Here is a 22,845-nt window from a genome sequence, read left to right as displayed (position 1 = left end):
GCCTCACTTATGCGGGTCTAGGGTCCGTTTTATGCCTTTATCCGCTTATGAATAACAGAGAAAAGTGCGGTGGGCGCTGGCGTGGGCCTATTTTTCACTGGCATTCTGGCGCGCCTTGGGCTAAAAATCCTTATCTTATTTCCCCGACAATCTGGTTCTTCGACAAACGGCCTCGCCGCGATACGAACCTGTGGTGGAAAAGACCCGCGTTAAACTGCGCTTAAAGGATTGATTGAAATGGCAAAATTGAGCCCTGTTACATATTTCCGTCAGGTGAAGGCCGAAATGAAAAAGGTCACCTGGCCGACCCGCAAGGAAACCACGGTCAGCACGATCGCCGTGTTTATCATGGTGACGATTGCGGCCATCTTCCTGTTTACCGCCGACCAGATCATTGCCTTCCTGGTGCAATTCATCATCGGTCTTGGTGCGTAATACGATTTCGAAACAGATTTAAACGAACAGCAAAAACGAAGAGAGATTGAAATGGCAAAGCGTTGGTATGTGTTGCACGTCTATTCCGGTTTTGAAAACAAGGTTGCCGAATCCCTGATGGAAAAGGCAAAGAAACACGGTCTGGAAGATCGTGTTGAGCAGATCATGGTTCCGACCGAAGAAGTGATGGAAATGCGCCGTGGCCAAAAGGTCAACGCCGAACGCAAATTCTTCCCGGGCTATGTTCTGGCCAAGCTGGATATGAGTGACGAAGTCTGGCACTTGGTGAAAGATACACCGAAAGTGACGGGCTTCCTGGGCGCGGGCAACCGTCCGTCCCCGATCAGCGAGAAAGAGGCCGAGCGCCTGCTGAAACAAATCCAAGAGGGTGTTGAGCGTCCGCGCCCGAGCGTGATGTTCGATATCGGCGAAGAAGTGAAAGTGGCCGAAGGTCCGTTCGCATCCTTCAACGGTGTTGTTGAAGATATCGACGAAGAAAAAGGCCGCCTGAAAGTATCCGTTTCCATCTTCGGTCGCGCGACCCCGGTGGAACTGGAATTCACGCAGGTTGAAAAAATCGCCTAAAGGGTTGCCTATCCGCGTCGCCCCCTCTCCCATGGGGAGAGGGTTGGGGTGAGGGGGAAGGATGTTTATTGCGAGGGGTTGATTGTGCCGTCTTTAAAAACGGACTTTGAAACCCCTCCCCCAACCCCCTCCCTCTGGGAGGGGGTTTTTGTTGTGCATATCGGCCTTGGGGGCGGGGCGGGATAATCGTTTTGCCTCGCTGGACTGGCGGTGCTAGGCTTCAAAAAAACATGAAAAGAACAGGAAGCGTTATGTCGAACCCTCTCTCTCTCGAATTCGCCCGCGTGCGGGATATGGCCGCCCAGATTCAAGCGCTGAAAGCCCCGGTTGTCGGCGGGTTTCGGGGGTTTCACCCGGATCAGGGGCGTTGGACCATCAGCCTCCGGGCCGATGATGCGCGGGATGACGGGGCAGGGGTTGTGACGCTGGGCGAGGATCTGGCCCGGGCCGTGGCGGGTCATTTGGCCGCATCGGACGCGATGGCGGACCGCAAAATCGCAAAAATCATTGAAATTCAATTGGATAGCCTTGAATCCCTGAAGGGGCAGGACTGGACCACACCGGCGGCCCAAGCGGGTGCGGATACGGGCCGGGCGCGGGTGCGTGCCGGCATGCGTCTGATTAAGTAAGGCGCCGGCGCGGTCCCCGTTTTGGGGACTCTTTTTGCTTGATTTCATAAGGCGGAATCCCTATGGTGCCGCGTCCTTTGGTCCGTTTTGCGGGCCGGGGGCGTGGATCGTGGGAGGCTGTCAGGGTGGTTTCAAGACCATTCACCCGGCCGTACCACGGACCCGTTTGCTTTTGAAAAACGGAGGAAAACAATGGCAAAGCAGATTACTGGCTATATTAAGCTCCAGGTAGCGGCTGGCTCCGCTAACCCGTCGCCGCCGATCGGTCCGGCGCTGGGTCAACATGGCGTAAACATCATGGAATTCTGTAAGGCGTTTAACGCCAAAACAGAAAAGCTGGAAAAGGGCATGCCCATTCCGGTTGTGATCACGGTGTATCAAGACCGCTCCTTTACCTTCATCACCAAAACCCCGCCGATGACTTTCTTGATCAAGAAAGCCGCTGGCATTAAGTCGGGTTCCGGTACCGTGGGCAAAGGTCCGACCGTTGGCAAAGTCACCCGTAAACAGGTGAAAGAAATTGCCGAACTGAAAATGGTTGACCTGAACGCGAAGGACATCGAAGGCGCAATGCGCATGGTCGAAGGTTCCGCACGTTCCATGGGCGTTGAAGTGGTTGGAGGTTAATGATCATGAGCAAGAAAATGAAAGCCGCTCTGGCTCTGTTCGATCGCACGAAATCCTACACGGTTGAAGAAGCCGTCAAGGTTCTGCAGAACGCCGCAAAAGCCCGCAAATTCGACGAAACGTTCGAAATCGCCATGAACCTGGGCATTGACCCGCGTCACGCCGACCAAATGGTCCGTGGCATGGTTGAACTGCCGCACGGTACAGGCGCGAAAGTTCGCGTTGCTGTTTTCGCTAAAGACGCAAAAGCCGAAGAAGCGAAAAAAGCCGGTGCCGACATCGTTGGTGCAGAGGATCTGGTTGAACAGGTTCTGGCTGGCAACATCAACTTCGATCGTTGTATCGCAACGCCGGACATGATGGGCCTGATGGGTCGTATGGCGCGCGTTCTGGGTCCGAAAGGCCTGATGCCGAACCCGAAACTGGGCACCGTAACGATGGATGTTGCGAAAGCAATTGAAGCCGCCAAAGGTGGTTCCATCGAATTCCGTGCGAACAAAGAAGGTATCGTGCAAGCGGGTGTTGGCAAAGCATCCTTCGCCGAAGGCAAGCTGGTTGATAACGTGAAAGCGTTCATCACCGCGATCCAACGCGCGAAGCCGGCTGGCGCACGCGGCAACTACATGAAGAAAGTGACCCTGTCCACGACGATGGGCCCGGGCATGAAAATCGACCTGAGCAGCGTGGCCGCGGAAACCTCCGCAGGCAAAGCCGCCTAAGCGATGATGTAAGTGTTCGAGAAGCCCCGCCCCAAAAAGTTTGAGGCGGGGCTTCTTCTTTATCTGGTGTAACAAAAACGAAGGAGACGTGAACGATGTATGGATTTGACAAGACCCGCTATAAAACATTGCATCTGGCCGCCGCAGAGGCGGCCCAGCGGATTTATGCCGCCGGCATTGCGATCTGGAATGACCAGATTGGCCCGGGCGGGAACAATGTCATGGCCAATCACGCGGCGCACGCCTTTGATGATACGGATCTGGCTGTGATGGATCATTGCACGGATCCGCTGGCCCAGACCTGGTCTCAGATGATCCGCCTGCGTCAGGATTTTGCGCGTCATTCATCCAACGATACGCTGGTTGAAATTTATGGTTTGGCGCAAACGGCCAAAGCGCTGGGCTGGACTCCGTCCTCCGAGCCATACCGCCGCAACGGCCCGCGTCCGGTGTAACGGGATCGATCAAGACAAAGAAAGGGGCGCGATCCAATTGATCGCGCCCTTGTTCTTTTTGTCCGGGGTGCGCGCTTTAGAACGCGTGGGCCTTGCCGGCGTGAATTTTGGCGTAGAGCGTGTGGTTTGCCTCCAGCTTGATCTCACCCTCAGTTTTTACAAGCATAGCGCCGCGCTGATCGTTGGCTTTCAGCCAGCCCAGAACAAACTGGTCGGCCCCATTCGGGTTCTTTTTATGGGCTGTCGTGAAAGCCAGTGTCAGGGCTTCGATGGAATAAGTGCATTTTTGTGCGGCTGTGTTCGCCATGGCTGTTTTATCCTTAAGGATTGAAGGTTGCCGTTTATAGGTGGTTTTCTATAATGCCAAGGACCCAGCGGTCAAGATTTTTCGTATGAAAGACCTTAAAGACCTTGACGCATATGCGGTTTTTCCCCTATAACCGCCCGGCATACGGGGTATGGCGACATATCCCACCTGTCCAAGACTGCCGGTTTCTGGGGTTAACCCATTGTAAATCCAGCATAGATAGGAACATAAAGCGGATGAATAAGCGTCGGTTTTCCGGCCTTATGCGCCATTTTGTTTTCCATGATCAAGGTTTTGGCGGGATGTATCGGATGCGGTGCATCCCTTTGTTGTTTTTAACCCGGGAGAAAACCCATGGATCATGCCCAAAAAGCACAAATGATCGAAAAGGCGCAAATCGTTGCTGAAACGAAAAAGCGTTTTGAAGACGCCAACCTGGTGATCTTGACCCAAAACAAGGGCACCAGTGCTGAGCAAGATCGCAAGTTCCGTAAGAGCCTGCGTGACGAAGGCGGCAGCGTGAAGATCGTAAAGAACTCGCTGGCGAAGCGTGCCTTGGTTGGTACGAAATTTGAAGGTCTGGTCGCTTCCTTGAAAGGCCCGATCGGCATCGTAACCTCGAAAGACCCCGTTGTGGCGGCTCGTGTTGCACACGCGTTTTCCAAAGAAACCGATGGTAAATTGGAAATCGTTGCAGGTGCAAGCACGGACGGCGTGATGGATCTGGCGAAGATCAAGTACCTGGCTACCCTGCCGTCTCTGGATGGTCTGCGTGGCAAACTGGTTGGCCTGTTGCAGGCACCGGGCGCTCAATTGGCCCGCGTGACCAACGCATACGCAACCAAAGACCAAGCCTAATACTGAAAATTAAATCAGCTTTTTTATAGGAGAACGAAAATGGCTGCTAATCTTGAGAAACTCGTAGACGACCTGTCCGCTTTGACCGTGCTGGAAGCAGCCGATCTGGCGAAAATGCTGGAAGAAAAGTGGGGCGTTTCCGCCGCTGCTCCGGTTGCTGCTGCCGCTGCTGGCGCTGCTCCGGCTGAAGAGAAGGACAGCTTTGATGTTGTTCTGACCGACGGCGGTGCAAACAAAATCAACGTGATTAAAGAAGTTCGCGCCATCACCGGCCTGGGTCTGAAAGAAGCAAAAGACCTGGTTGAAGGTGCACCGAAGCCGCTGAAAGAAGGCGCTGCTAAGGCTGACGCAGAAGAGATCAAGAAAAAGATCGAAGCTGCTGGCGGTAAAGTTGAGTTGAAATAATCAAAGATTATTTCAACGAAATCCCCGCGAAAGCGGGGATCCAGTCGAATAGGAACGCCCCACCGCAAGGTGGGGCGTTTTTATTTTTAACCACTCTTTGTCATCCCGACAGAGCGGAGCGACGAGGGACCTCACCTTGTTGCTGGCCGCAGAAAGATGAGATCCCTCGCATACGCTCGGGATGACAAGATCTGTGGGTTTAAAAGGCCGGGCTCTTTACAAATACGGCATGTTCGGCAAATCGGCCTGCGGTGGGGCGAAGAAGCGGTAGCGCATGCAGAAGAGGGCAACGTCCTTCGCGCTCATCCGGCTGGGCAGGCTGGCGGCGGTAGGGAGGCCTTTGATCTGGGGCGGGTTGAAATCGGCGAACAGACCCTTCATGCCTTCCTCGCGCATAATACCCTGAATCTGGGCCATGGTTTTAATCCAGGCGCCGAACAGGGCCGGGTCATCGGTTTTGCTGTCGCGGCGTTCCTGGCGGGCTTCGCGGTCGATCTGGTTCATGCGGGCGCTGATTTGCAGCCACAGGCGCGAAACCTGATCGGGGCAGGCGTCGCGCATACTGGTAAGCAATTGAAGTTCTTTGCTTTTCCCGAACAGATTGCCATAGGTTTCGCACAGATTAATCATGGCTTCGGTCAGGCCAAAGGCTTGATCTGGCGTGCTTTTTTCAATGGTCAGGTAGTTCTGGATGATTTCGATCAGGGGCTCTTGCGTGCCCTCGTCTTCAAACTGCACCAGGGCCTTGACCGCCTCGGCCAGACAAATCTCGGCCCGGCCCATCGGGCTGGCCATGGCATAGGCCACGTCGTTCCATTTGCTGCGGAGACTGTGCCACGTTTTGGTCCAATCCATGATCTGTAAAATCCCTGTGTCTATAATGTGCCGACAAGAAGCGTCGAAAATTTTTTCGCCTCATAGCACGCCGGAAAATTTTTTCATAACGATTTCTTCGTTGCCGGAGGGGCGGGGCGTGTTTCTGTGGAAAAACCGCTTGACTTGGCCCCCGCCATCCGCCATATATCCGCCCACAGTCCCTTGTTTTTGGGGCGTTTTTAACCCGGGGCCAGCGTGAACGCACTGACACGAGCCAGGTAAAAATATAATCTTTTCAACCGCTTCAACCTTCCGGGCGCATGGGAAGGGTGATGGCGGTGATGTCCTTTTGGGCACGTTTTGGACAATGACGTCAGCGGGTGAATCAGGCCATCCGCGGGCAAACTGATGGGCGAAGGAAAGCACAATGACTGCTGAAAACACCAATTCCGAAAAAAATTCCCCGAAAAAAATCATGGCCGCTAAAGCCAAAAGCACGACGAAGAAAGCCGCAACCACTGCGCCGTCCAAACCCCCATCACTCTATCGCCCGCCTGTGGTGATTACCCGCCCGGCTGATGCTGTTGACAGCTTCACGGGCCGGAAGCGTATTCGTCGTTCGTTCGCGAAAATCCGCGAAGTTGCGGCGATGCCGAACCTGATCGAAATTCAGCGCCAGTCTTATGAGGCGTTCCTGCAGGCTGACGTACAGCCGGAAGACCGCAAAATGCAGGGTCTTCAGGAAGTGTTCTCGACCGTGTTCCCGATTAAAGACTTCGCGGACAAGGCTGAGATTGACTATGTGCGTTATGAGCTGGAAGAGCCGAAATACGACACCGACGAATGCCAACAGCGCGGCATGACCTATGCGGCCCCGCTGCGCGTCACGTTGCGCCTGTCTGTATTCGACATTGATGAAACCACAGGCCTGCGCTCCATCCGCGACATTAAAGAACAAGATGTCTACATGGTGGACATGCCGCTGATGACCAAAAACGGGACGTTCATCGTGAACGGCACCGAGCGTGTGATCGTTTCCCAGATGCACCGTTCCCCGGGTGTGTTCTTTGACCACGATGGTGGCAAGACGCACGCGTCCGGTAAATATCTGTTCGCGGCCCGCGTAATTCCGTACCGCGGTTCCTGGCTGGACTTCGAATTCGATGCGAAAGACTTGATGTATGTTCGTATCGACCGTCGTCGTAAGCTGCCGGTGACCACGCTGCTGCGCGCGCTGGATTCCTCCATGACGGCGGATTACCGCGCCAAGTGCGAAGAGAACGATCAGCCGGTTGATCCGCTGATGGTTCAGGGGATGAGCAACGAAGAAATCCTGCGCACCTTCTATGGTGTTGTGACGTATTCGAAAGAGAAAAAAGGCTGGAAAACCGCATTTGACGGTGCCCGTATGCGCGGCGTCAAGCTGGACCACGACCTGATCGACGCCAAAACCGGCAAATCGGTTCTGGATGCTGGCACGAAAATCACCGCCCGCGTGATCAAGCAGCTGGAGGAAAAAGGCCTGAAAGACATGCTGGTCGAAGACGCCCAGCTGATCGGCCAATATCTGGCGGAAGACATCTTCGATGCGAAAACCGGTCAGGTGATCTTCGAAGCTGGTCATGAAATCACGGAAGAAGAGCTGAAAGCCTTCGACAAATCCGGCGTAACCGATATTCCGGTTCTGGCCATCGATCACGTCAACGTGGGCCCGTATGTTCGCAACACCCTGCTGGCCGACAAGTGCGATACCCGCGAAGAAGCGTTGATCGATATTTACCGCGTCATGCGCCCGGGTGAGCCGCCGACAGTTGAATCGGCCCAAGCCCTGTTCGACAGCCTGTTCTTCGACGCCGAGCGTTATGATCTGTCGGCTGTTGGTCGCGTGAAGATGAACCTGCGCCTGAACCTGGATGCGGAAGACACTGTTCGCGTTCTGCGCAAGGATGACATTCTGGCGATCCTGAAATATCTGCACGGTCTGAAAGACGGCGCAGGCGAAATCGACGATATCGACAACCTCGGTAACCGTCGTGTGCGTTCCGTTGGCGAATTGATGGAAAACCAGGTTCGCGTTGGTTTGCTGCGTATGGAACGCGCAATCCGCGAGCGTATGTCTTCTGTCGATATCGACAACTACATGCCGCACGATTTGATCAACGCCAAACCGGTTGCGGTTTCGGTGCGTGAATTCTTCGGTTCCAGCCAGCTGTCCCAGTTTATGGACCAGACCAACCCGCTGTCCGAAATTACGCACAAACGCCGTCTGTCCGCGCTGGGCCCCGGCGGTCTGACCCGCGAACGCGCTGGCTTTGAAGTGCGTGACGTACACCCGACCCACTATGGCCGTATCTGCCCGATTGAAACACCGGAAGGTCCGAACATCGGTTTGATCAACTCCTTGGCCACCTTTGCCCGCGTGAACCAGTACGGATTCATTGAATCCCCGTACCGCCGCGTTGTGGATGGCAAAGTGACGGACGAAGTCGTTTACATGTCCGCCATGGAAGAAGCCAAATACACCATTGCCCAGGCCAGCACACCGCTGAGCAAAGACGGCAAGTTCCTGGATGATCTGGTTTCCTGCCGCCAAGCCGGTGAAAACTTGATGGCGACGCCGGATACGATCAACATGATCGACGTGTCCCCGAAACAGATCGTGTCCGTTGCTGCGGCGCTGATCCCGTTCCTGGAAAACGACGACGCCAACCGTGCTCTGATGGGTTCGAACATGCAACGCCAGGCCGTTCCGCTGCTGCGCTCCGATGCGCCGCTGGTTGGTACGGGTATGGAGGCCGCCGTTGCGCGTGACTCCGGCGCTGCTGTAACGGCCCGCCGTTCCGGTATCGTGGTTCAGGTTGACGCAACCCGCGTTGTTATCCGTGCAACGGAAATGACCCGCGCGGACGAGCCGACCGTAGACATCTACAAACTGTCGAAGTTCCAGCGTTCCAACCAGTCGACCTGCATTACGCAGAAGCCGCTGGTGAAAGTTGGCGACCAGATCAAGGCTGGCGACATTATCGCTGACGGTCCGTCGACCCAGTTCGGTGAACTGGCTCTGGGCCGCAACGTGCTGGTCGCGTTCATGCCGTGGAACGGTTACAACTTCGAAGACTCGATCTTGCTGTCCGAGCGTATCGTTGCCGAAGACATCTTCACCTCGATCCACATCGAGGAATTTGAAGTGATGGCCCGCGATACGAAACTGGGCACCGAAGAAATCACCCGCGACATTCCGAACGTTGGTGAAGAAGCGCTGAAACACCTGGACGAAGCCGGTATTGTACACATCGGTGCCGAAGTTCAGGCGGGCGACATTCTGGTTGGTAAAGTGACGCCGAAAGGTGAATCACCGATGACGCCGGAAGAAAAATTGCTGCGCGCAATCTTCGGTGAAAAAGCAGCCGACGTAAAAGATACCTCCCTGCGTGTACCGCCGGGGGTAACGGGTACAATCGTTGAAGTTCGCGTGTTCAACCGTCGCGGCGTCGATAAAGATGCCCGCGCACTGTCGATCGAACGGGCTGAAATCGAACAACTGGCCAAAGACCGTGACGACGAACGCTCCATTCTGGAAGGCGGCTTCTATGCCCGTCTTGCTGAAATGCTGGTTGGTCAAACGTTGGCCGCTGCGCCGAAGCAACTGGACCTGGCGAAAGGTTCCAAGATCAAGCAATCCGATCTGGAGTCCATCAGCCGTGGCCTGTGGCGTCAAATTGGCGTTGAAAACGAAACCCGCATGGAAGAAATCGAAGCCATGTCGAAGACCTTCGACGATGCCGTCGATGATCTGAAGGCCCGTTTCGAATCCAAAGTTGAAAAACTGCAACGCGGTGACGAACTGCCCCCGGGCGTGATGAAGATGGTTAAAGTCTTTATCGCCGTGAAGCGTAAAATGCAGCCGGGTGACAAAATGGCCGGTCGTCACGGGAACAAAGGTGTGGTGTCCCGCATCGTTCCTGCCGAAGACATGCCGTACACCGAAGATGGTCAGCCGGTCGATATCGTGCTGAACCCGCTGGGTGTTCCGTCCCGTATGAACGTTGGTCAGATCCTGGAAACGCACTTGGGCTGGGCTTCGGCCAACCTGGGTAAACAGATTGGTCAACTGATCGATTCCTTCGCGGACCGCAAGGCTCCGTCCGATGGCGACGTGAAGAAGCTGAAAGAGCATCTGAAGGGCGTCTACGGCGACAAGGAATATGACGAAAAAGTCACCAAGCTGAGCGATCAGCATCTGGTCGAGATGGCGAACAACCTGCGCGGTGGCGTGCCGATGGCAACGCCGGTCTTTGACGGCGCGGTTGAAGCCGACATCGACGCCTTGCTGGCAAAAGCTGGTCTGAATACATCGGGTCAGGTGCGTTTGATCGATGGTCGTACGGGTGAATATTTCCACCGTAATGTGACCGTTGGTTACATCTACATGCTGAAACTGCACCACTTGGTCGATGACAAGATCCACGCACGCTCCATTGGTCCGTACTCCTTGGTCACGCAGCAGCCGTTGGGTGGTAAAGCCCAGTTCGGTGGCCAGCGTTTCGGGGAGATGGAAGTCTGGGCCCTGCAAGCATACGGCGCTGCCTACACCTTGCAGGAAATGCTGACCGTCAAGTCGGACGACGTGGCTGGCCGTTCGAAAGTCTACGAAGCGATTGTTCGCGGCGAAGACAATTTCGAAATCGGTATTCCGGAATCCTTCAACGTTCTGGTGAAAGAACTGAAGGCTCTGGGTCTGAACGTCGACATGAAAAACAGCGGCACTTAATTGCCAAGCCGGTCGCGGCATAAACCGCGACCGGGTTTTTTGAAGAGATAGAACGCTTTTTTTAGCCCTTACGGGAGTGAACGATGAACGAACTGATGAACCTCTTTGGCCAGCCGACCGGACCGCAGTCTTTTGACTCCATCCGGATTTCGATTGCCAGCCCGGAACAGATCCTGTCCTGGTCCTTTGGCGAAGTGAAGAAGCCGGAAACCATCAACTACCGCACATTCAAACCGGAAAAAGACGGTTTGTTCTGCGCCCGTATCTTTGGTCCGATCAAGGACTATGAGTGCATTTGCGGCAAATACAAACGCATGAAGTTCAAAGGCATCATCTGCGAAAAGTGCGGCGTTGAAGTCACGCTGACCAAAGTTCGCCGTGAGCGCATGGGCCACATTCAACTGGCATCGCCGGTTGCCCACATCTGGTTCCTGAAGTCCCTGCCGTCCCGCATCGGTTTGATGATGGACATGACTTTGAAAGAGCTGGAAAAAGTTCTGTATTTCGAATCGTACATCGTTCTCGAGCCGGGCATGACCCCTCTGAAGCCGTTGCAATTGCTGACGGAAGAAGAGTTCATGGATGCCCAGGATCAGTACGGCGACGAAAGCTTCGAAGCCGGTATCGGTGCCGAAGCGCTGAAAAAACTGATGACCGCGATTGATCTGGATGCAGAGAAAATCAAGGTTGAAGAAGACCTGCGCGACACATCGTCCGAAGCCAAGCGTAAGAAGCTGGTCAAGCGTTTGAAACTGATCGAATCCTTCCTCGAATCCGGCACCCGTCCGGAATGGATGATTATGGATGTCGTTCCGGTTCTGCCGCCGGAACTGCGCCCGCTGGTTCCGCTGGATGGTGGCCGTTTCGCAACGTCCGACCTGAACGATCTGTATCGTCGCGTGATCAACCGTAACAACCGTCTGAAGCGCCTGATTGAACTGCGCGCTCCGGACATTATCGTTCGTAACGAAAAGCGTATGTTGCAGGAAGCTGTGGACGCGCTGTTCGACAACGGCCGTCGTGGCCGCGTGATCACCGGCGCCAACAAGCGTCCGCTGAAATCGCTGTCCGACATGCTGAAAGGGAAGCAAGGTCGCTTCCGTCAGAACTTGCTGGGTAAACGCGTCGACTATTCTGGCCGTTCGGTTATTACCGTTGGTCCGGAACTGAAGCTGCACCAGTGCGGTCTGCCGAAGAAGATGGCGCTGGAACTGTTCAAGCCGTTCATTTACCACAAGCTGGAACTGTATGGCCTGGCCACTACAGTGAAAGCCGCCAAGCGTATGGTGGAAAAAGAGCGTCCGGAAGTTTGGGATATCCTGGAAGAAGTTATCCGCGAACACCCGGTCATGCTGAACCGTGCGCCGACTTTGCACCGTCTGGGCATCCAGGCGTTTGAACCGACCCTGATCGAAGGTAAAGCGATTCAGCTGCACCCGCTGGTCTGCACGGCGTTCAACGCTGACTTCGACGGTGACCAGATGGCCGTTCACGTTCCGCTGTCGATTGAATCGCAGCTGGAAGCACGCTGCCTGATGATGTCCACGAACAACATTCTGTCCCCGGCAAACGGTAAGCCGATTATCGTTCCGTCGCAGGATATTGTTCTGGGTCTGTATTACCTGTCGATCGCACTGGACAAGCAAAAGGGCGAAGGCATGATTTTCCGTGGTGTTGGTGAAATCCAGCACGCCATCGCGGAAGGTCACCTGTCCCTGCACGCGAAAATCAAGTGCCGTTACCACACGGTTGATGAAAACAACCAGCCGGTAACGCTGATCGTGGATTCCACACCGGGCCGTATGATGATTTCGGAACTGTTCCCGCGTCATCCGGAACTGCCGTTCAGCCTGATCAACCAGCCGCTGACGAAGAAAGAAGTCTCGAACCTGATCGACATGGTGTATCGCCATGGCGGCCAGAAAGAGGCGGTGATCTTCTGTGACCGTATGATGAAGCTGGGCTTCCGTCATGCGTGCCAGGCCGGTATTTCCTTCGGTAAGGATGACATGATTATCCCGGCCGCGAAGGAAGCTTTGGTGAAAGAAGCCGAAGACAAGGTCAAGGAATTCGAACGTCAGTACCAAGATGGTCTGATTACCAAAGGCGAAAAGTACAACAAAGTCGTCGATATCTGGTCGAAATGCACGGATGACGTGGCCGATGCCATGATGAAGGGCATTTCCAGCTACGCCGACGGTACGATGAACTCGGTTTACATGATGGCCCACTCGGGTGCTCGTGGTTCCGCAGCGCAGATTCGCCAGCTGGCTGGTATGCGTGGTCTGATGGCGAAGCCGTCAGGCGAGATTATTGAGACGCCGATTATTTCCAACTTTAAGGAAGGTCTGTCGGTTCTGGAATACTTCAACTCCACCCACGGTGCCCGTAAGGGTCTGGCGGATACGGCGTTGAAAACGGCAAACTCCGGTTACCTGACCCGTCGTCTGGTTGACGTTGCACAGGATGCAATTATCACCCAACACGATTGCGGTACGGAAAAAGGCGTAACGATGCGCGCTGTGATGAGCGGTGCGGACGTGATCGTCAACCTGGGTGAGCGTATTCTGGGTCGTACGGCGGCAATCGATGTGAAAAACCCGCTGTCCGGCGAATTGCTGGTGGCCCAGGGTGATCTGATCGACGAAGTGAAGGCCGAAATGATCGAAACCGCTGGCGTTGACAGCGTTCTGGTCCGTTCGGTTCTGACCTGTGAAAGCGCGATCGGCGTTTGCGGCAAGTGCTATGGCCGTGACCTGGCCCGCGGTACACCGGTGAACGTTGGTGAAGCTGTCGGCGTTATGGCCGCACAGTCAATCGGCGAGCCGGGCACACAGCTGACCATGCGTACGTTCCACATTGGTGGTGCGGCCCAGCGTGGTGCGGAAAAATCCTCTGTCGAAGCTCCGGTTGAAGGCACGATCGAAATCCGCCACCACAACGTTGTGAAGAACTCGGAAGGCGTAACGATCGTTATGGGTCGTAACACCGAAATCGTTGTTCGCGACGCCAAGGGTAACGAAAAGCTGGCTCAACGCCTGCCGTACGGTTCCCGTCTGCTGGTGAACGAAGGTGACAAGGTCAAGCCGGCCCAGAAACTGGCCGAGTGGGACCCGTACACCATCCCAATCCTGACGGAAAAAGACGGTGTGGCGCACTATTACGACCTGGTCGAAGGTCTGTCGATCTCGGAAAAAACCGACGAGGCAACCGGTATTTCGTCCAAAGTCGTGATCGACTGGCGCTCCCAGCCGAAGGGCGGCACGCTGAAACCGCGTGTATCCCTGCTGGATGCCAAGGGCAAGGTTATTACCCTGCCGAACGGTCTGCCGGCGAACTACTATCTGTCCGTTGATACCATTCTGTCGGTTGAAAACGGTGCGGAAGTTCGCGCAGGTGACATTATCGGTCGTATCCCGCGTGAAACATCCAAAACGCGTGACATTACCGGTGGTCTGCCGCGCGTGGCCGAACTGTTCGAAGCCCGTAAGCCGAAAGATTTCGCGATTATTTCCGAAATCGACGGCCAGGTGGAATTCGGTAAGGACTACAAGTCCAAGCGTCGTCTGATCGTGAAACCGGCAGATGCGCAGGCTGAGCCGAAGGAATACCTGATCCCGAAAGGCCGTCACTTGGCTGTGCACGAAGGTGACTTCGTCCGCCGCGGTGATGCGCTGCTGGACGGAGCGATGGTGCCACACGATATTCTGGACGTTATGGGGGTTGAGGCTCTGTCCGACTACCTGACCCAGGAAATCCAGGACGTTTACCGTCTGCAGGGTGTTAAGATCAACGACAAGCACATCGAGGTGATCGTTCGCCAGATGCTGCAGAAAACCGAGATCCTGACCCCGGGTGACACCACCTTCCTGGTTGGCGAACAGGTTGACCGTGATGAGTTCGAAATCACCAACCAGAAATACATCGAAGCCGGCAAGATCCCGGCGACGGGTAAGCCGATCCTGCAGGGTATCACCAAGGCCTCTCTGCAAACCAAATCGTTCATTTCTGCGGCTTCGTTCCAGGAAACGACCCGCGTTCTGACCGAAGCGGCAACGCAAGGCAAGATGGACACCCTGAACGGGTTGAAGGAAAACGTGATCGTCGGGCGTCTGATCCCGGCCGGTACCGGTTCCTATATCAACCAGGTCAAGAAACTGGCCGCCCAGCGTGACCAGTTGGCCATCGCCGCCCAGCAAGAGGCCGAGGCTCTGGCCCACGCCGATATGCCGGCCATGGGTGATGATGCCGGGATGGACAAGGCTGCAAACGGCTAAGTCCTGCCACGCTTAAAGATTAAAAACGCCCGGGCCGATGTCCGGGCGTTTTTTTATGGTCCGTTTTGTGCGGGCTTTGCTGCGCTTTATATGGGGGTACGCGGGGTGCGCGACCCGATTCCATAAATAAGCAATAAAATTGCGCTTTCCATACTTGCGTCGAAACAATCTTATGGCATACGATTGGCTTCAACAATAAAACAACGATCAACCGCTTCCGGCGCGTTGTTCAGGGTACAAACGGGTTTCTAAAGGCTAAAAAGCGATGCGGGGTCAACCCGCCGCATTTGGGGCAGGGGAAGACAGTGGGAAAGCAAGAAAACGGCTCATTTGAGCCGTTTTTTTATGGTTCAAAATGAATCGGTTTGCGCGGGTCATGACTCGCTGTGTAAAAAAACACCGATACACCATAAAAATCTTGAGGATTTCGTAAACAATTGCTTGACGCTTCCGGGGGGCGAATGTATATTCCGCGCGTTCGCATACGGATGGGCTGGCTGTAGGCCGCTGTTTTCCTAGGTTTTTCGATGGAAAGCGGGTTAAACGCAGCTCAGATTTTTTCGCCGGTTTCGGTGAAAAAAGAGGAATAAAAAGCGACGCGCCACGATTTATAAGGCACCCGCAAAGCGGCCCACCACCGGGACGCAGGCATGGGTGACCTTCCGAAAACGTAAGGGCGCTGGTTTTTGAAGCCAACCATCTGGAAAACAAACGATACAATTTTTGAAGGGCTAAACATGCCAACCATACAGCAATTGATCCGTAAGCCGCGCGAAAAGGTAGTAGTGCGGAAGAAAAACCGGGCTCTGAAGGGCAATCCGCAAAAACGTGGCGTTTGCACGCGCGTTTATACGACAACCCCGAAGAAGCCGAACTCCGCTTTGCGTAAAGTGGCCAAAGTTCGTCTGACCACCGGGATCGAAGTCATTGCTTACATCATGGGTGAAGGTCACAACCTGCAAGAACACTCCGTCGTGCTGGTGCGCGGTGGTCGTGTGAAAGACTTGCCGGGTGTTCGTTACCACATCATCCGTGGTGCGCTGGATACCCAGGGCGTTAAAGACCGTAAGAAGAGCCGTTCGCACTACGGCGCGAAACGTCCGAAATAATTTTTCAGGAGCTGAAATAGAATGTCACGTCGTCACGCAGCAGAAAAACGCGAAATCCTCCCGGACCCGAAGTTCGGTGATCTGGTCCTGTCCAAGTTCATCAACATGGTCATGGAAGATGGTAAGAAGTCGGTTGCTGAGCGCATTGTTTACGGTGCTCTGGATCAGGTTCGCGTAAAGCAGAAACTGGCCAATGACAACGAAGTTATTGCGTTCTTCAAAGCCGCTCTGGACAAAGTGAAGCCGCAGGTTGAGGTGAAGTCCCGCCGTGTTGGTGGTGCGACCTACCAAGTACCTTGCGAAATTCGCGCTGATCGTCAGCTGGCTCTGGCCATTCGCTGGTTGATCGCTTACGCCCGTGCCCGTGGTGAAAACACCATGACGGATCGTCTGGCTGCTGAAATGATCGAAGCTTGGAATGACCGTGGTGCCGCCGTGAAAAAACGCGAAGACACCCACAAAATGGCAGACGCTAACAAAGCCTTTGCTCACTATCGTTTCTAATACCGGATTTTGGATCTTAAGATTATGACACGCGAAACACCGATCGGCCGCTACCGCAATATTGGCATCATGGCACACATTGATGCCGGTAAAACCACGACCACCGAGCGCGTTCTGTATTATACAGGCAAGTCGCACAAAATCGGTGAAGTGCACGATGGCGCCGCGACCATGGACTGGATGGAGCAGGAGCAGGAGCGTGGTATTACCATTACCTCTGCTGCGACGACGGCCTTCTGGACGGGTCCGGACGATGGCGAGCAGTATCGCGTTAACATCATTGACACCCCGGGTCACGTTGACTTCACGATTGAAGTTGAGCGTTCCTTGCGCGTTCTCGACGGTGCTGTCTGCTTGCTGGACGGTAACCAGGGCGTAGAGCCGCAAACGGAAACCGTATGGCGCCAGGGTGACAAGTACAAAGTTCCGCGTATCATTTTCGCGAACAAAATGGACAAAATCGGCGCAGACTTCTATTTCTGCATCGACACGGTTCAGAAACGTCTGGGCATCAAGCCGATGGTTCTGACCCTGCCGATCGGTATTGAAAGCGACTTCGCTGGTATCGTTGACCTGATCGACATGAAAGCGATCATCTGGGACAGCGAATCCCTGGGTGCAACCTTCCAGGTTGTTGACATCCCGGCTGACCTGCAAGCAAAAGCTGAAGAATATCGCGACCGCCTGATCGAAATGGCTGTTGAGATGGACGACGCTGCAATGGAAGCGTACCTGAACGGCGATATGCCGAGCATCGAAACGCTGCGCGCTTGCATCCGTAAGGGCACCATCACCGGCAAACTGGTTCCGATGATGTGCGGTTCTTCGTTCAAAAACAAAGGTGTTCAGCCGCTGCTGGACGCTGTGATCCGTTACCTGCCGTCCCCGCTGGATGTGGGTGATGTAAAAGGCAAAAAAGTCGGCTCCGACGACCCGGACACTCGTCCGCCGTCTGATGACGCACCGTTCTCCGCTCTGGCTTTCAAAGTGATGAACGACCCGTTCGTTGGCTCTTTGACCTTCGCCCGTATTTACTCCGGTAAACTGGAGTCCGGTTCTTATGTTCTGAACTCTGTGAAGGACAAAAAAGAGCGTATCGGCCGTATGTTGCTGATGCACGCCAACAACCGCGAAGAAATCAAATACGCCGAAGCCGGTGACATTGTTGCGCTGGTTGGTCTGAAAGACACCACCACGGGCGACACGCTGTGCGACTCTGCCAAGCCGATCGTTCTGGAGCGTATGGAATTCCCGGAACCGGTTATTGAGATTGCGGTTGAGCCGAAATCCAAAGCCGACCAAGAGAAAATGGGTATTGCTCTGCAACGCCTGGCTTCTGAAGATCCGTCCTTCCGTGTATCGGTGGACCATGAATCCGGTCAGACCATCCTGAAAGGCATGGGCGAACTGCACTTGGAAATTCTGGTTGATCGCATGAAGCGCGAATTCAAAGTGGAAGCCAACGTCGGTGCACCGCAGGTTGCTTACCGCGAAACGATCACCAAGGCGTTCGAAGTCACCTACACCCACAAGAAACAGTCGGGTGGTTCGGGTCAGTACGCTAAGATGACCGCCGTGTTCGAACCGCAAGAAGCCGGTGCCGGTTATGCGTTCGAAAACCAGATCGTTGGTGGCGCAATTCCGAAAGAATACATCCCGGGCGTTGAAAAAGGCCTGATGGGTGCAAAAGACACCGGTATTATCGCTGGTTTCCCGGTCGTGGACTTCAAAGTCCGCCTGATCGACGGTGGATACCACGATGTTGACTCCTCGGCTCTGGCTTTCGAAATCGCCGCTCGCGCAGCGTTCAAGGAAGCCATGGCTGCCGCTGGCCCGCAATTGCTGGAGCCTGTGATGAAAGTCGAAGTTGTTACCCCAGAAGAATATATGGGTGACGTGATCGGCGATCTGAACAGCCGCCGTGGCCAGATCAACGCGATGGAAGATCGCGGTAACGCAAAGGTTATTATGGCGAGCGTGCCGCTGGGCAATATGTTCGGTTACATCAATAACCTGCGTTCCATGTCCCAAGGCCGCGCGCAGTACAGCATGGTGTTCGACCACTATGCACCGGTACCGCCGAACGTAGCCGAAGAAGTGAAGAAAAAGCTGGTGGCTTAATCACCGCCTGACGACAACAGAAACTGACGAAACAACCTGATTAGGTTTTGAAGAGGAAAAGAAGATGGCAAAGGGTAAGTTTGAGCGGAATAAGCCGCACGTAAACATCGGCACGATTGGTCACGTTGACCATGGTAAGACGACGCTGACGGCCGCGATTACGCAACAGTTTTCGAAGGAAGCGCTGGCGTATGACCAGATTGACAAGGCTCCTGAAGAGAAAGCCCGTGGTATCACGATTTCCACGTCGCACGTTGAATATGAAACCGCGAACCGCCACTACGCGCACGTTGACTGCCCGGGCCACGCTGACTATGTGAAGAACATGATCACGGGTGCGGCACAGATGGACGGTGCTATTCTGGTTTGCTCCGCTGCTGACGGCCCGATGCCGCAGACGCGCGAACACATTCTGTTGGCCCGTCAGGTTGGCGTTCCGGCGATTGTTGTGTTCATGAACAAAGTTGACCAGGTTGACGATGCAGAACTGCTGGACCTGGTTGAGATGGAAATCCGCGAACTGCTGTCCAAATACGAATTCCCGGGCGACGACATTCCGGTGGTGAAGGGCTCTGCTCTGGCCGCTCTGGAAAAACGCGATCCGGAAATTGGTGAGAAAGCCATTCAGGCTCTGATGGAAGCTGTTGATGCTTACATCCCGACCCCGGCCCGTCCGAAAGACAAGCCGTTCCTGATGCCGGTTGAAGACGTATTCTCGATCTCTGGCCGTGGTACCGTTGTAACGGGCCGTGTTGAGCAGGGTATCGTGAAAGTTGGCGAAGAGATCGAAATCGTTGGTATTCGCCCGACGCAAAAAACGACCGTTACGGGCGTTGAAATGTTCCGCAAACTGCTGGACAGCGGTGAAGCTGGTGACAACATCGGCGCTCTGCTGCGTGGTACGAAGCGTGAAGACGTTGAGCGTGGCCAGGTTCTGTGCGCGCCGGGTTCGATTACCCCGCACACGAACTTCACGGCTGAAGCGTACATTCTGTCGAAAGACGAAGGTGGCCGCCACACGCCGTTCTTCACGAACTACCGTCCGCAGTTCTACTTCCGCACGACGGACGTTACGGGCATCGTAACGCTGCCGGCTGGAACGGAAATGGTTATGCCTGGCGATAACGTAAACTTCGAAGTCGAACTGATCTGCCCGATCGCGATGAACGAAGGTCTGCGCTTCGCTATCCGCGAAGGTGGCCGCACCGTCGGTGCAGGCGTTGTTGGCAAGATTGTGAAGTAATTTAAGGTAAAGGAACCGAACTATGGATACGCAAACCATTCGCATCCGCCTGAAGGCTTTCGACCACCGCGTTCTGGATCAGTCCACGGGTGAGATCGTCAACACGGCCAAGCGTACCGGCGCCCGCGTTCGCGGTCCGGTTCCTCTGCCGACGCGTATTGAGCGGTTTACCGTTCTGCGTTCGCCGCACATCGACAAGAAGTCGATGGAAGCGTTCGAAATGCGCACCCACAAGCGCCTGATCGACATCGTCGATCCGACCCCGCAAACGGTTGACGCGCTGATGAAACTCGACCTCGCCGCTGGCGTAGATGTTGAGATTAAGATTGGTCAGGCTGCTTAATAAGCGCTGACACTGGATCACAAGAGGACGAAGACAATGAGAACTGGTCTGATTGCACGCAAAGAAGGGATGACACGGATCTTCGACGAAGAAGGCCGTAGCGTTCCTGTGACTGTGCTGAAAATCGATGGCTGCCAGGTTGTGGCTGTTCGCACCGAAGACAAAGACGGCTACACCGCTGTTCAGTTGGGTGCTGGCGTTGCAAAGGTAAAGCGCACGGCGAAAGCCCAGCGTGGCCACTTCGCGAAAGCCAAGGTTGAGCCGAAGAAGAAAGTTGCGGAATTCCGCGTTTCTCCGGAAAACCTGATCGAAGTTGGTGCAGAAATCTGCGCAAGCCACTTCGTTGCTGGCCAGTTGGTTGACGTCACGGGCATCACGACCGGTAAAGGTTTTGCTGGCCCGATGAAACGCTGGAACTTCGGTGGTCTGCGTGCAACACACGGTGTATCCGTGTCGCACCGTTCCCACGGTTCCACCGGTCAACGCCAAGATCCAGGTAAAGTCTTCAAGAACAAGAAGATGGCCGGTCACTTGGGTGCTGAGCAAGTCACCACACAGAATCTGAAAGTGGTTGCTGTTGATATCGAAGACGGTCTGATCCTGGTTAAGGGTTCGGTTCCGGGTACGGATGGTCAATGGGTACGCATTCAAGATGCCGTTAAGGTTCCGGCTCCGGCCGATCTGCCGAAACCGGCAGCCCTGAAAGGCGCAGCAAAGGCAGCTCCGGCTGTTGAAGCCGCCCCGGCAGAAGAAGCAGCTCCGGCTGAATAACGAATAGAAGCATTTATAGAAGGACGTGGAACCATGAAGGTTGCGGTCAAGAATTTGCAGAACAAAGAGGTCGGCCAGATTGATCTGGACGATGCAATCTTTGGCATGAGCGTACGGAATGACATCCTGCACCGGATGGTTCATTTCCAGCTGAACAAGCGTCGCGCCGGTACGCACGACACCAAGGAAATTGGTGAAGTGAGCGGTACGGGTAAGAAGCCGTTCAAGCAAAAAGGTACGGGTAATGGCCGTCAGGGTTCCCTGCGTTCCCCGCAAATGCGCGGTGGTGCAGTGATTTTCGGACCGACCCCGCGTTCCCACGCGACGGATCTGCCGAAAAAGGTACGTGCCCTGGCGCTGAAAACCGCGCTGTCTGCAAAGGCAAAAGCCGGCAAGCTGATCGTTCTGGATCAAGCTGTTGCCGACACACACAAAACGAAGCCGATGGCTGAGGCGATGAAGGCTCTGGGCCTGACCTCCGCTGTTATCGTTTGTGGTGACGAGGTGGATGCGAACTTCTCCCGCGCGACGGACAACCTGCCGCGTATTGATGTTCTGCCGAGCCAAGGCGCGAACGTGTATGACATTCTGCGTCGTGACACGCTGGTTTTGACCAAGGATGCCGTGGCCAACCTGACCGCGCGTCTGAGCAAATAAGATAGAGGGATCAAGACAATGGCAACGAAGGCGAAAAAAGACGTGAAAATTGCTGCTTGGATGTACGACATCGTACGCACGCCGCTGATCACTGAAAAAGCCACCATGGGTTCCCAACACGGTCAGATCACGTTCCGCGTGCCGATGACCGCGACGAAACCGGCTATCAAAGAAGCTGTTGAAGCTGTCTTTGAAGTGAAGGTGAAGGGTGTAAACACCTCGATCCAAAAAGGTAAAAACAAAATTTTCCGTGGCCGTTTGGGCCGTCGTAGCGACGCTAAGAAAGCGATCGTGACGTTGGAAGAAGGTCAAACCATCGACGTCGGCACCGCCGCGTAATTGGTTGAATGAAGAGATTGAGAGCAAAGGGCTAAACTGATGGCACTGAAAAAATTCAATCCCGTGACCCCGAGCACACGCGAGCTGATCATCACTGATCGTAGCCAGCTGTGGAAGGGCAAGCCGGAGCGCTCCCTGACCGAAGGTCTGAACAAGACCGGTGGCCGTAACAACTATGGTCGCATTACGTCATGGCAACGTGGCGGCGGTCACAAGCGTCGCTACCGCGTTATTGACTGGAAGCGTCGTAAGTGGGACATGGAAGCCACGGTTGAGCGTTTGGAATATGACCCGAACCGCACGGCCTATATCGCTCTGATCAAGTATGTTGACGGCGAAATGGCGTACATCATTGCTCCGCAACGTCTGAAAGTTGGCGACAAAGTTGTTGCTGGCGAAAAGACCGACGTGAAGCCGGGCAACGCGATGATGCTGAAAAGCATGCCGGTTGGTACGATCGTTCACAACGTTGAACTGAAACCGGGCAAAGGCGGCCAGATGGCTCGCTCCGCCGGGACCTATGCTCAAGTTGTTGGTCGTGACCAAGGTTACACCCAGATTAAACTGGCTTCTGGTGAACTGCGTGTTGTTCGTCAGGAATGCATGGCCACCGTTGGTGCAGTGTCCAACCCGGACCACTTCAACACCAATGATGGTAAAGCTGGTCGCACCCGTTGGCGCGGTAAACGCCCGCACGTTCGCGGCGTTGTTATGAACCCGGTCGATCACCCGTTGGGTGGTGGTGAAGGTCGTACCTCGGGTGGTCGTCACCCGGTTACGCCGTGGGGCAAGCCGACCAAAGGTGCAAAAACCCGTAAGAACAAAGCGACCGATAAATTCATTATCCGTCGTCGCAAGAAGTAAGGTTTTAGGA

General features: G+C 54.8%; 21 protein-coding genes. 19 read left to right on the top strand and 2 right to left on the bottom strand.

The genetic code is table 11. From position 1 onward, the window contains the following. Positions 1-237 precede the first annotated feature (237 nt). The 6 genes from secE (at position 238) to MICA_RS10240 (ending at position 3,450) form a co-directional block, all read left to right on the top strand. The gene (gene secE / locus MICA_RS10265; RefSeq protein WP_014103686.1) at positions 238-435 is read left to right on the top strand and encodes a preprotein translocase subunit SecE; all 198 of its coding nucleotides are present in this window, start codon (positions 238-240) and stop codon (positions 433-435) included. 51 nt (positions 436-486) lie between these two features. Next, positions 487-1,020 (top strand): transcription termination/antitermination protein NusG, encoded by a 534-nt coding sequence (gene nusG / locus MICA_RS10260; protein ID WP_014103685.1) that lies wholly within the window; start codon positions 487-489, stop codon positions 1,018-1,020. A 251-nt stretch (positions 1,021-1,271) separates the two neighbouring features. Next, positions 1,272-1,649 carry a hypothetical protein gene (locus MICA_RS10255; protein WP_014103683.1) on the top strand — a complete coding sequence of 126 codons (378 nt, stop codon included), beginning with the start codon at positions 1,272-1,274 and terminating at the stop codon, positions 1,647-1,649. 192 nt (positions 1,650-1,841) lie between these two features. Next, the gene (rplK, locus tag MICA_RS10250) at positions 1,842-2,276 is read left to right on the top strand and encodes a 50S ribosomal protein L11 (protein WP_041794060.1); all 435 of its coding nucleotides are present in this window, start codon (positions 1,842-1,844) and stop codon (positions 2,274-2,276) included. Continuing rightward, positions 2,276-2,995 (top strand): 50S ribosomal protein L1, encoded by a 720-nt coding sequence (rplA, locus tag MICA_RS10245; protein WP_041794058.1) that lies wholly within the window; start codon positions 2,276-2,278, stop codon positions 2,993-2,995. The genes rplK and rplA overlap by 1 nt, the downstream gene beginning before the upstream one ends. Positions 2,996-3,090: 95 nt before the next feature. Beyond that, positions 3,091-3,450, top strand: a complete 360-nt coding sequence (locus tag MICA_RS10240; RefSeq protein WP_014103680.1) for a hypothetical protein — start codon at positions 3,091-3,093, stop codon at positions 3,448-3,450. 76 nt (positions 3,451-3,526) lie between these two features. On the opposite strand, the gene MICA_RS10235 is transcribed toward MICA_RS10240, so the two are convergent. After that, positions 3,527-3,757, bottom strand: coding sequence for a hypothetical protein (locus MICA_RS10235; protein WP_014103679.1), 231 nt, complete (start codon positions 3,755-3,757; stop codon positions 3,527-3,529). Positions 3,758-4,111: 354 nt separating this feature from the next. Here MICA_RS10235 and rplJ point away from each other — a divergent pair, with 354 nt between their 5' ends. Together rplJ and rplL are read left to right on the top strand one after the other, a co-directional pair. Beyond that, positions 4,112-4,615 (top strand): 50S ribosomal protein L10, encoded by a 504-nt coding sequence (rplJ, locus tag MICA_RS10230; RefSeq protein WP_014103677.1) that lies wholly within the window; start codon positions 4,112-4,114, stop codon positions 4,613-4,615. 39 nt (positions 4,616-4,654) lie between these two features. Next, positions 4,655-5,020: a 50S ribosomal protein L7/L12 gene (gene rplL / locus MICA_RS10225; RefSeq protein WP_014103676.1), complete on the top strand. Its 366-nt coding sequence runs from the start codon at positions 4,655-4,657 to the stop codon at positions 5,018-5,020. A 216-nt stretch (positions 5,021-5,236) separates the two neighbouring features. On the opposite strand, the gene MICA_RS10220 is transcribed toward rplL, so the two are convergent. Continuing rightward, positions 5,237-5,875: a hypothetical protein gene (locus tag MICA_RS10220; RefSeq protein ID WP_014103675.1), complete on the bottom strand. Its 639-nt coding sequence runs from the start codon at positions 5,873-5,875 to the stop codon at positions 5,237-5,239. Positions 5,876-6,263: 388 nt separating this feature from the next. Between MICA_RS10220 and rpoB the strand changes: the two genes are divergently transcribed. The 11 genes from rpoB to rplB all read left to right on the top strand — a co-directional run bounded on the left by rpoB (position 6,264) and on the right by rplB (position 22,835). Then, on the top strand, positions 6,264-10,607 hold the full coding sequence (gene rpoB / locus MICA_RS10215) for a DNA-directed RNA polymerase subunit beta (RefSeq protein ID WP_014103673.1): 4,344 nt from the start codon (positions 6,264-6,266) through the stop codon (positions 10,605-10,607). Positions 10,608-10,690: 83 nt separating this feature from the next. Further along, positions 10,691-14,884, top strand: a complete 4,194-nt coding sequence (gene rpoC, locus MICA_RS10210) for a DNA-directed RNA polymerase subunit beta' (protein ID WP_014103672.1) — start codon at positions 10,691-10,693, stop codon at positions 14,882-14,884. Positions 14,885-15,621: 737 nt separating this feature from the next. After that, a complete protein-coding gene (rpsL, locus tag MICA_RS10200) occupies positions 15,622-15,993 on the top strand; it encodes a 30S ribosomal protein S12 (RefSeq protein ID WP_041794054.1) in 372 nt (123 codons plus the stop codon). A 21-nt stretch (positions 15,994-16,014) separates the two neighbouring features. After that, positions 16,015-16,497 carry a 30S ribosomal protein S7 gene (gene rpsG / locus MICA_RS10195; RefSeq protein ID WP_014103668.1) on the top strand — a complete coding sequence of 161 codons (483 nt, stop codon included), beginning with the start codon at positions 16,015-16,017 and terminating at the stop codon, positions 16,495-16,497. A 24-nt stretch (positions 16,498-16,521) separates the two neighbouring features. Continuing rightward, on the top strand, positions 16,522-18,618 hold the full coding sequence (fusA, locus tag MICA_RS10190; protein WP_014103667.1) for an elongation factor G: 2,097 nt from the start codon (positions 16,522-16,524) through the stop codon (positions 18,616-18,618). 64 nt (positions 18,619-18,682) lie between these two features. Further along, complete coding sequence (gene tuf, locus MICA_RS10185) at positions 18,683-19,861, top strand: elongation factor Tu (protein ID WP_014103666.1); 1,179 nt, start codon at positions 18,683-18,685, stop codon at positions 19,859-19,861. 22 nt (positions 19,862-19,883) lie between these two features. Beyond that, positions 19,884-20,204, top strand: coding sequence for a 30S ribosomal protein S10 (gene rpsJ, locus MICA_RS10180; RefSeq protein WP_014103665.1), 321 nt, complete (start codon positions 19,884-19,886; stop codon positions 20,202-20,204). 36 nt (positions 20,205-20,240) lie between these two features. After that, positions 20,241-20,975, top strand: a complete 735-nt coding sequence (rplC, locus tag MICA_RS10175) for a 50S ribosomal protein L3 (RefSeq protein WP_014103664.1) — start codon at positions 20,241-20,243, stop codon at positions 20,973-20,975. Positions 20,976-21,008: 33 nt separating this feature from the next. Then, positions 21,009-21,632 (top strand): 50S ribosomal protein L4, encoded by a 624-nt coding sequence (gene rplD, locus MICA_RS10170; protein WP_014103663.1) that lies wholly within the window; start codon positions 21,009-21,011, stop codon positions 21,630-21,632. Positions 21,633-21,650: 18 nt separating this feature from the next. Continuing rightward, the gene (locus MICA_RS10165; protein ID WP_014103662.1) at positions 21,651-21,971 is read left to right on the top strand and encodes a 50S ribosomal protein L23; all 321 of its coding nucleotides are present in this window, start codon (positions 21,651-21,653) and stop codon (positions 21,969-21,971) included. A 39-nt stretch (positions 21,972-22,010) separates the two neighbouring features. Next, positions 22,011-22,835, top strand: a complete 825-nt coding sequence (gene rplB, locus MICA_RS10160) for a 50S ribosomal protein L2 (RefSeq protein ID WP_014103661.1) — start codon at positions 22,011-22,013, stop codon at positions 22,833-22,835. Positions 22,836-22,845: the final 10 nt, after the last annotated feature.

It is taken from the genome of Micavibrio aeruginosavorus ARL-13, from assembly GCF_000226315.1.
In the GTDB taxonomy this organism is placed as follows: Bacteria; Pseudomonadota; Alphaproteobacteria; order Micavibrionales; family Micavibrionaceae; genus Micavibrio; species Micavibrio aeruginosavorus_B.
The sequence above is the reverse complement of the archived record's forward strand: the minus strand, read 5'-3'. Positions and strand labels throughout refer to the sequence as shown.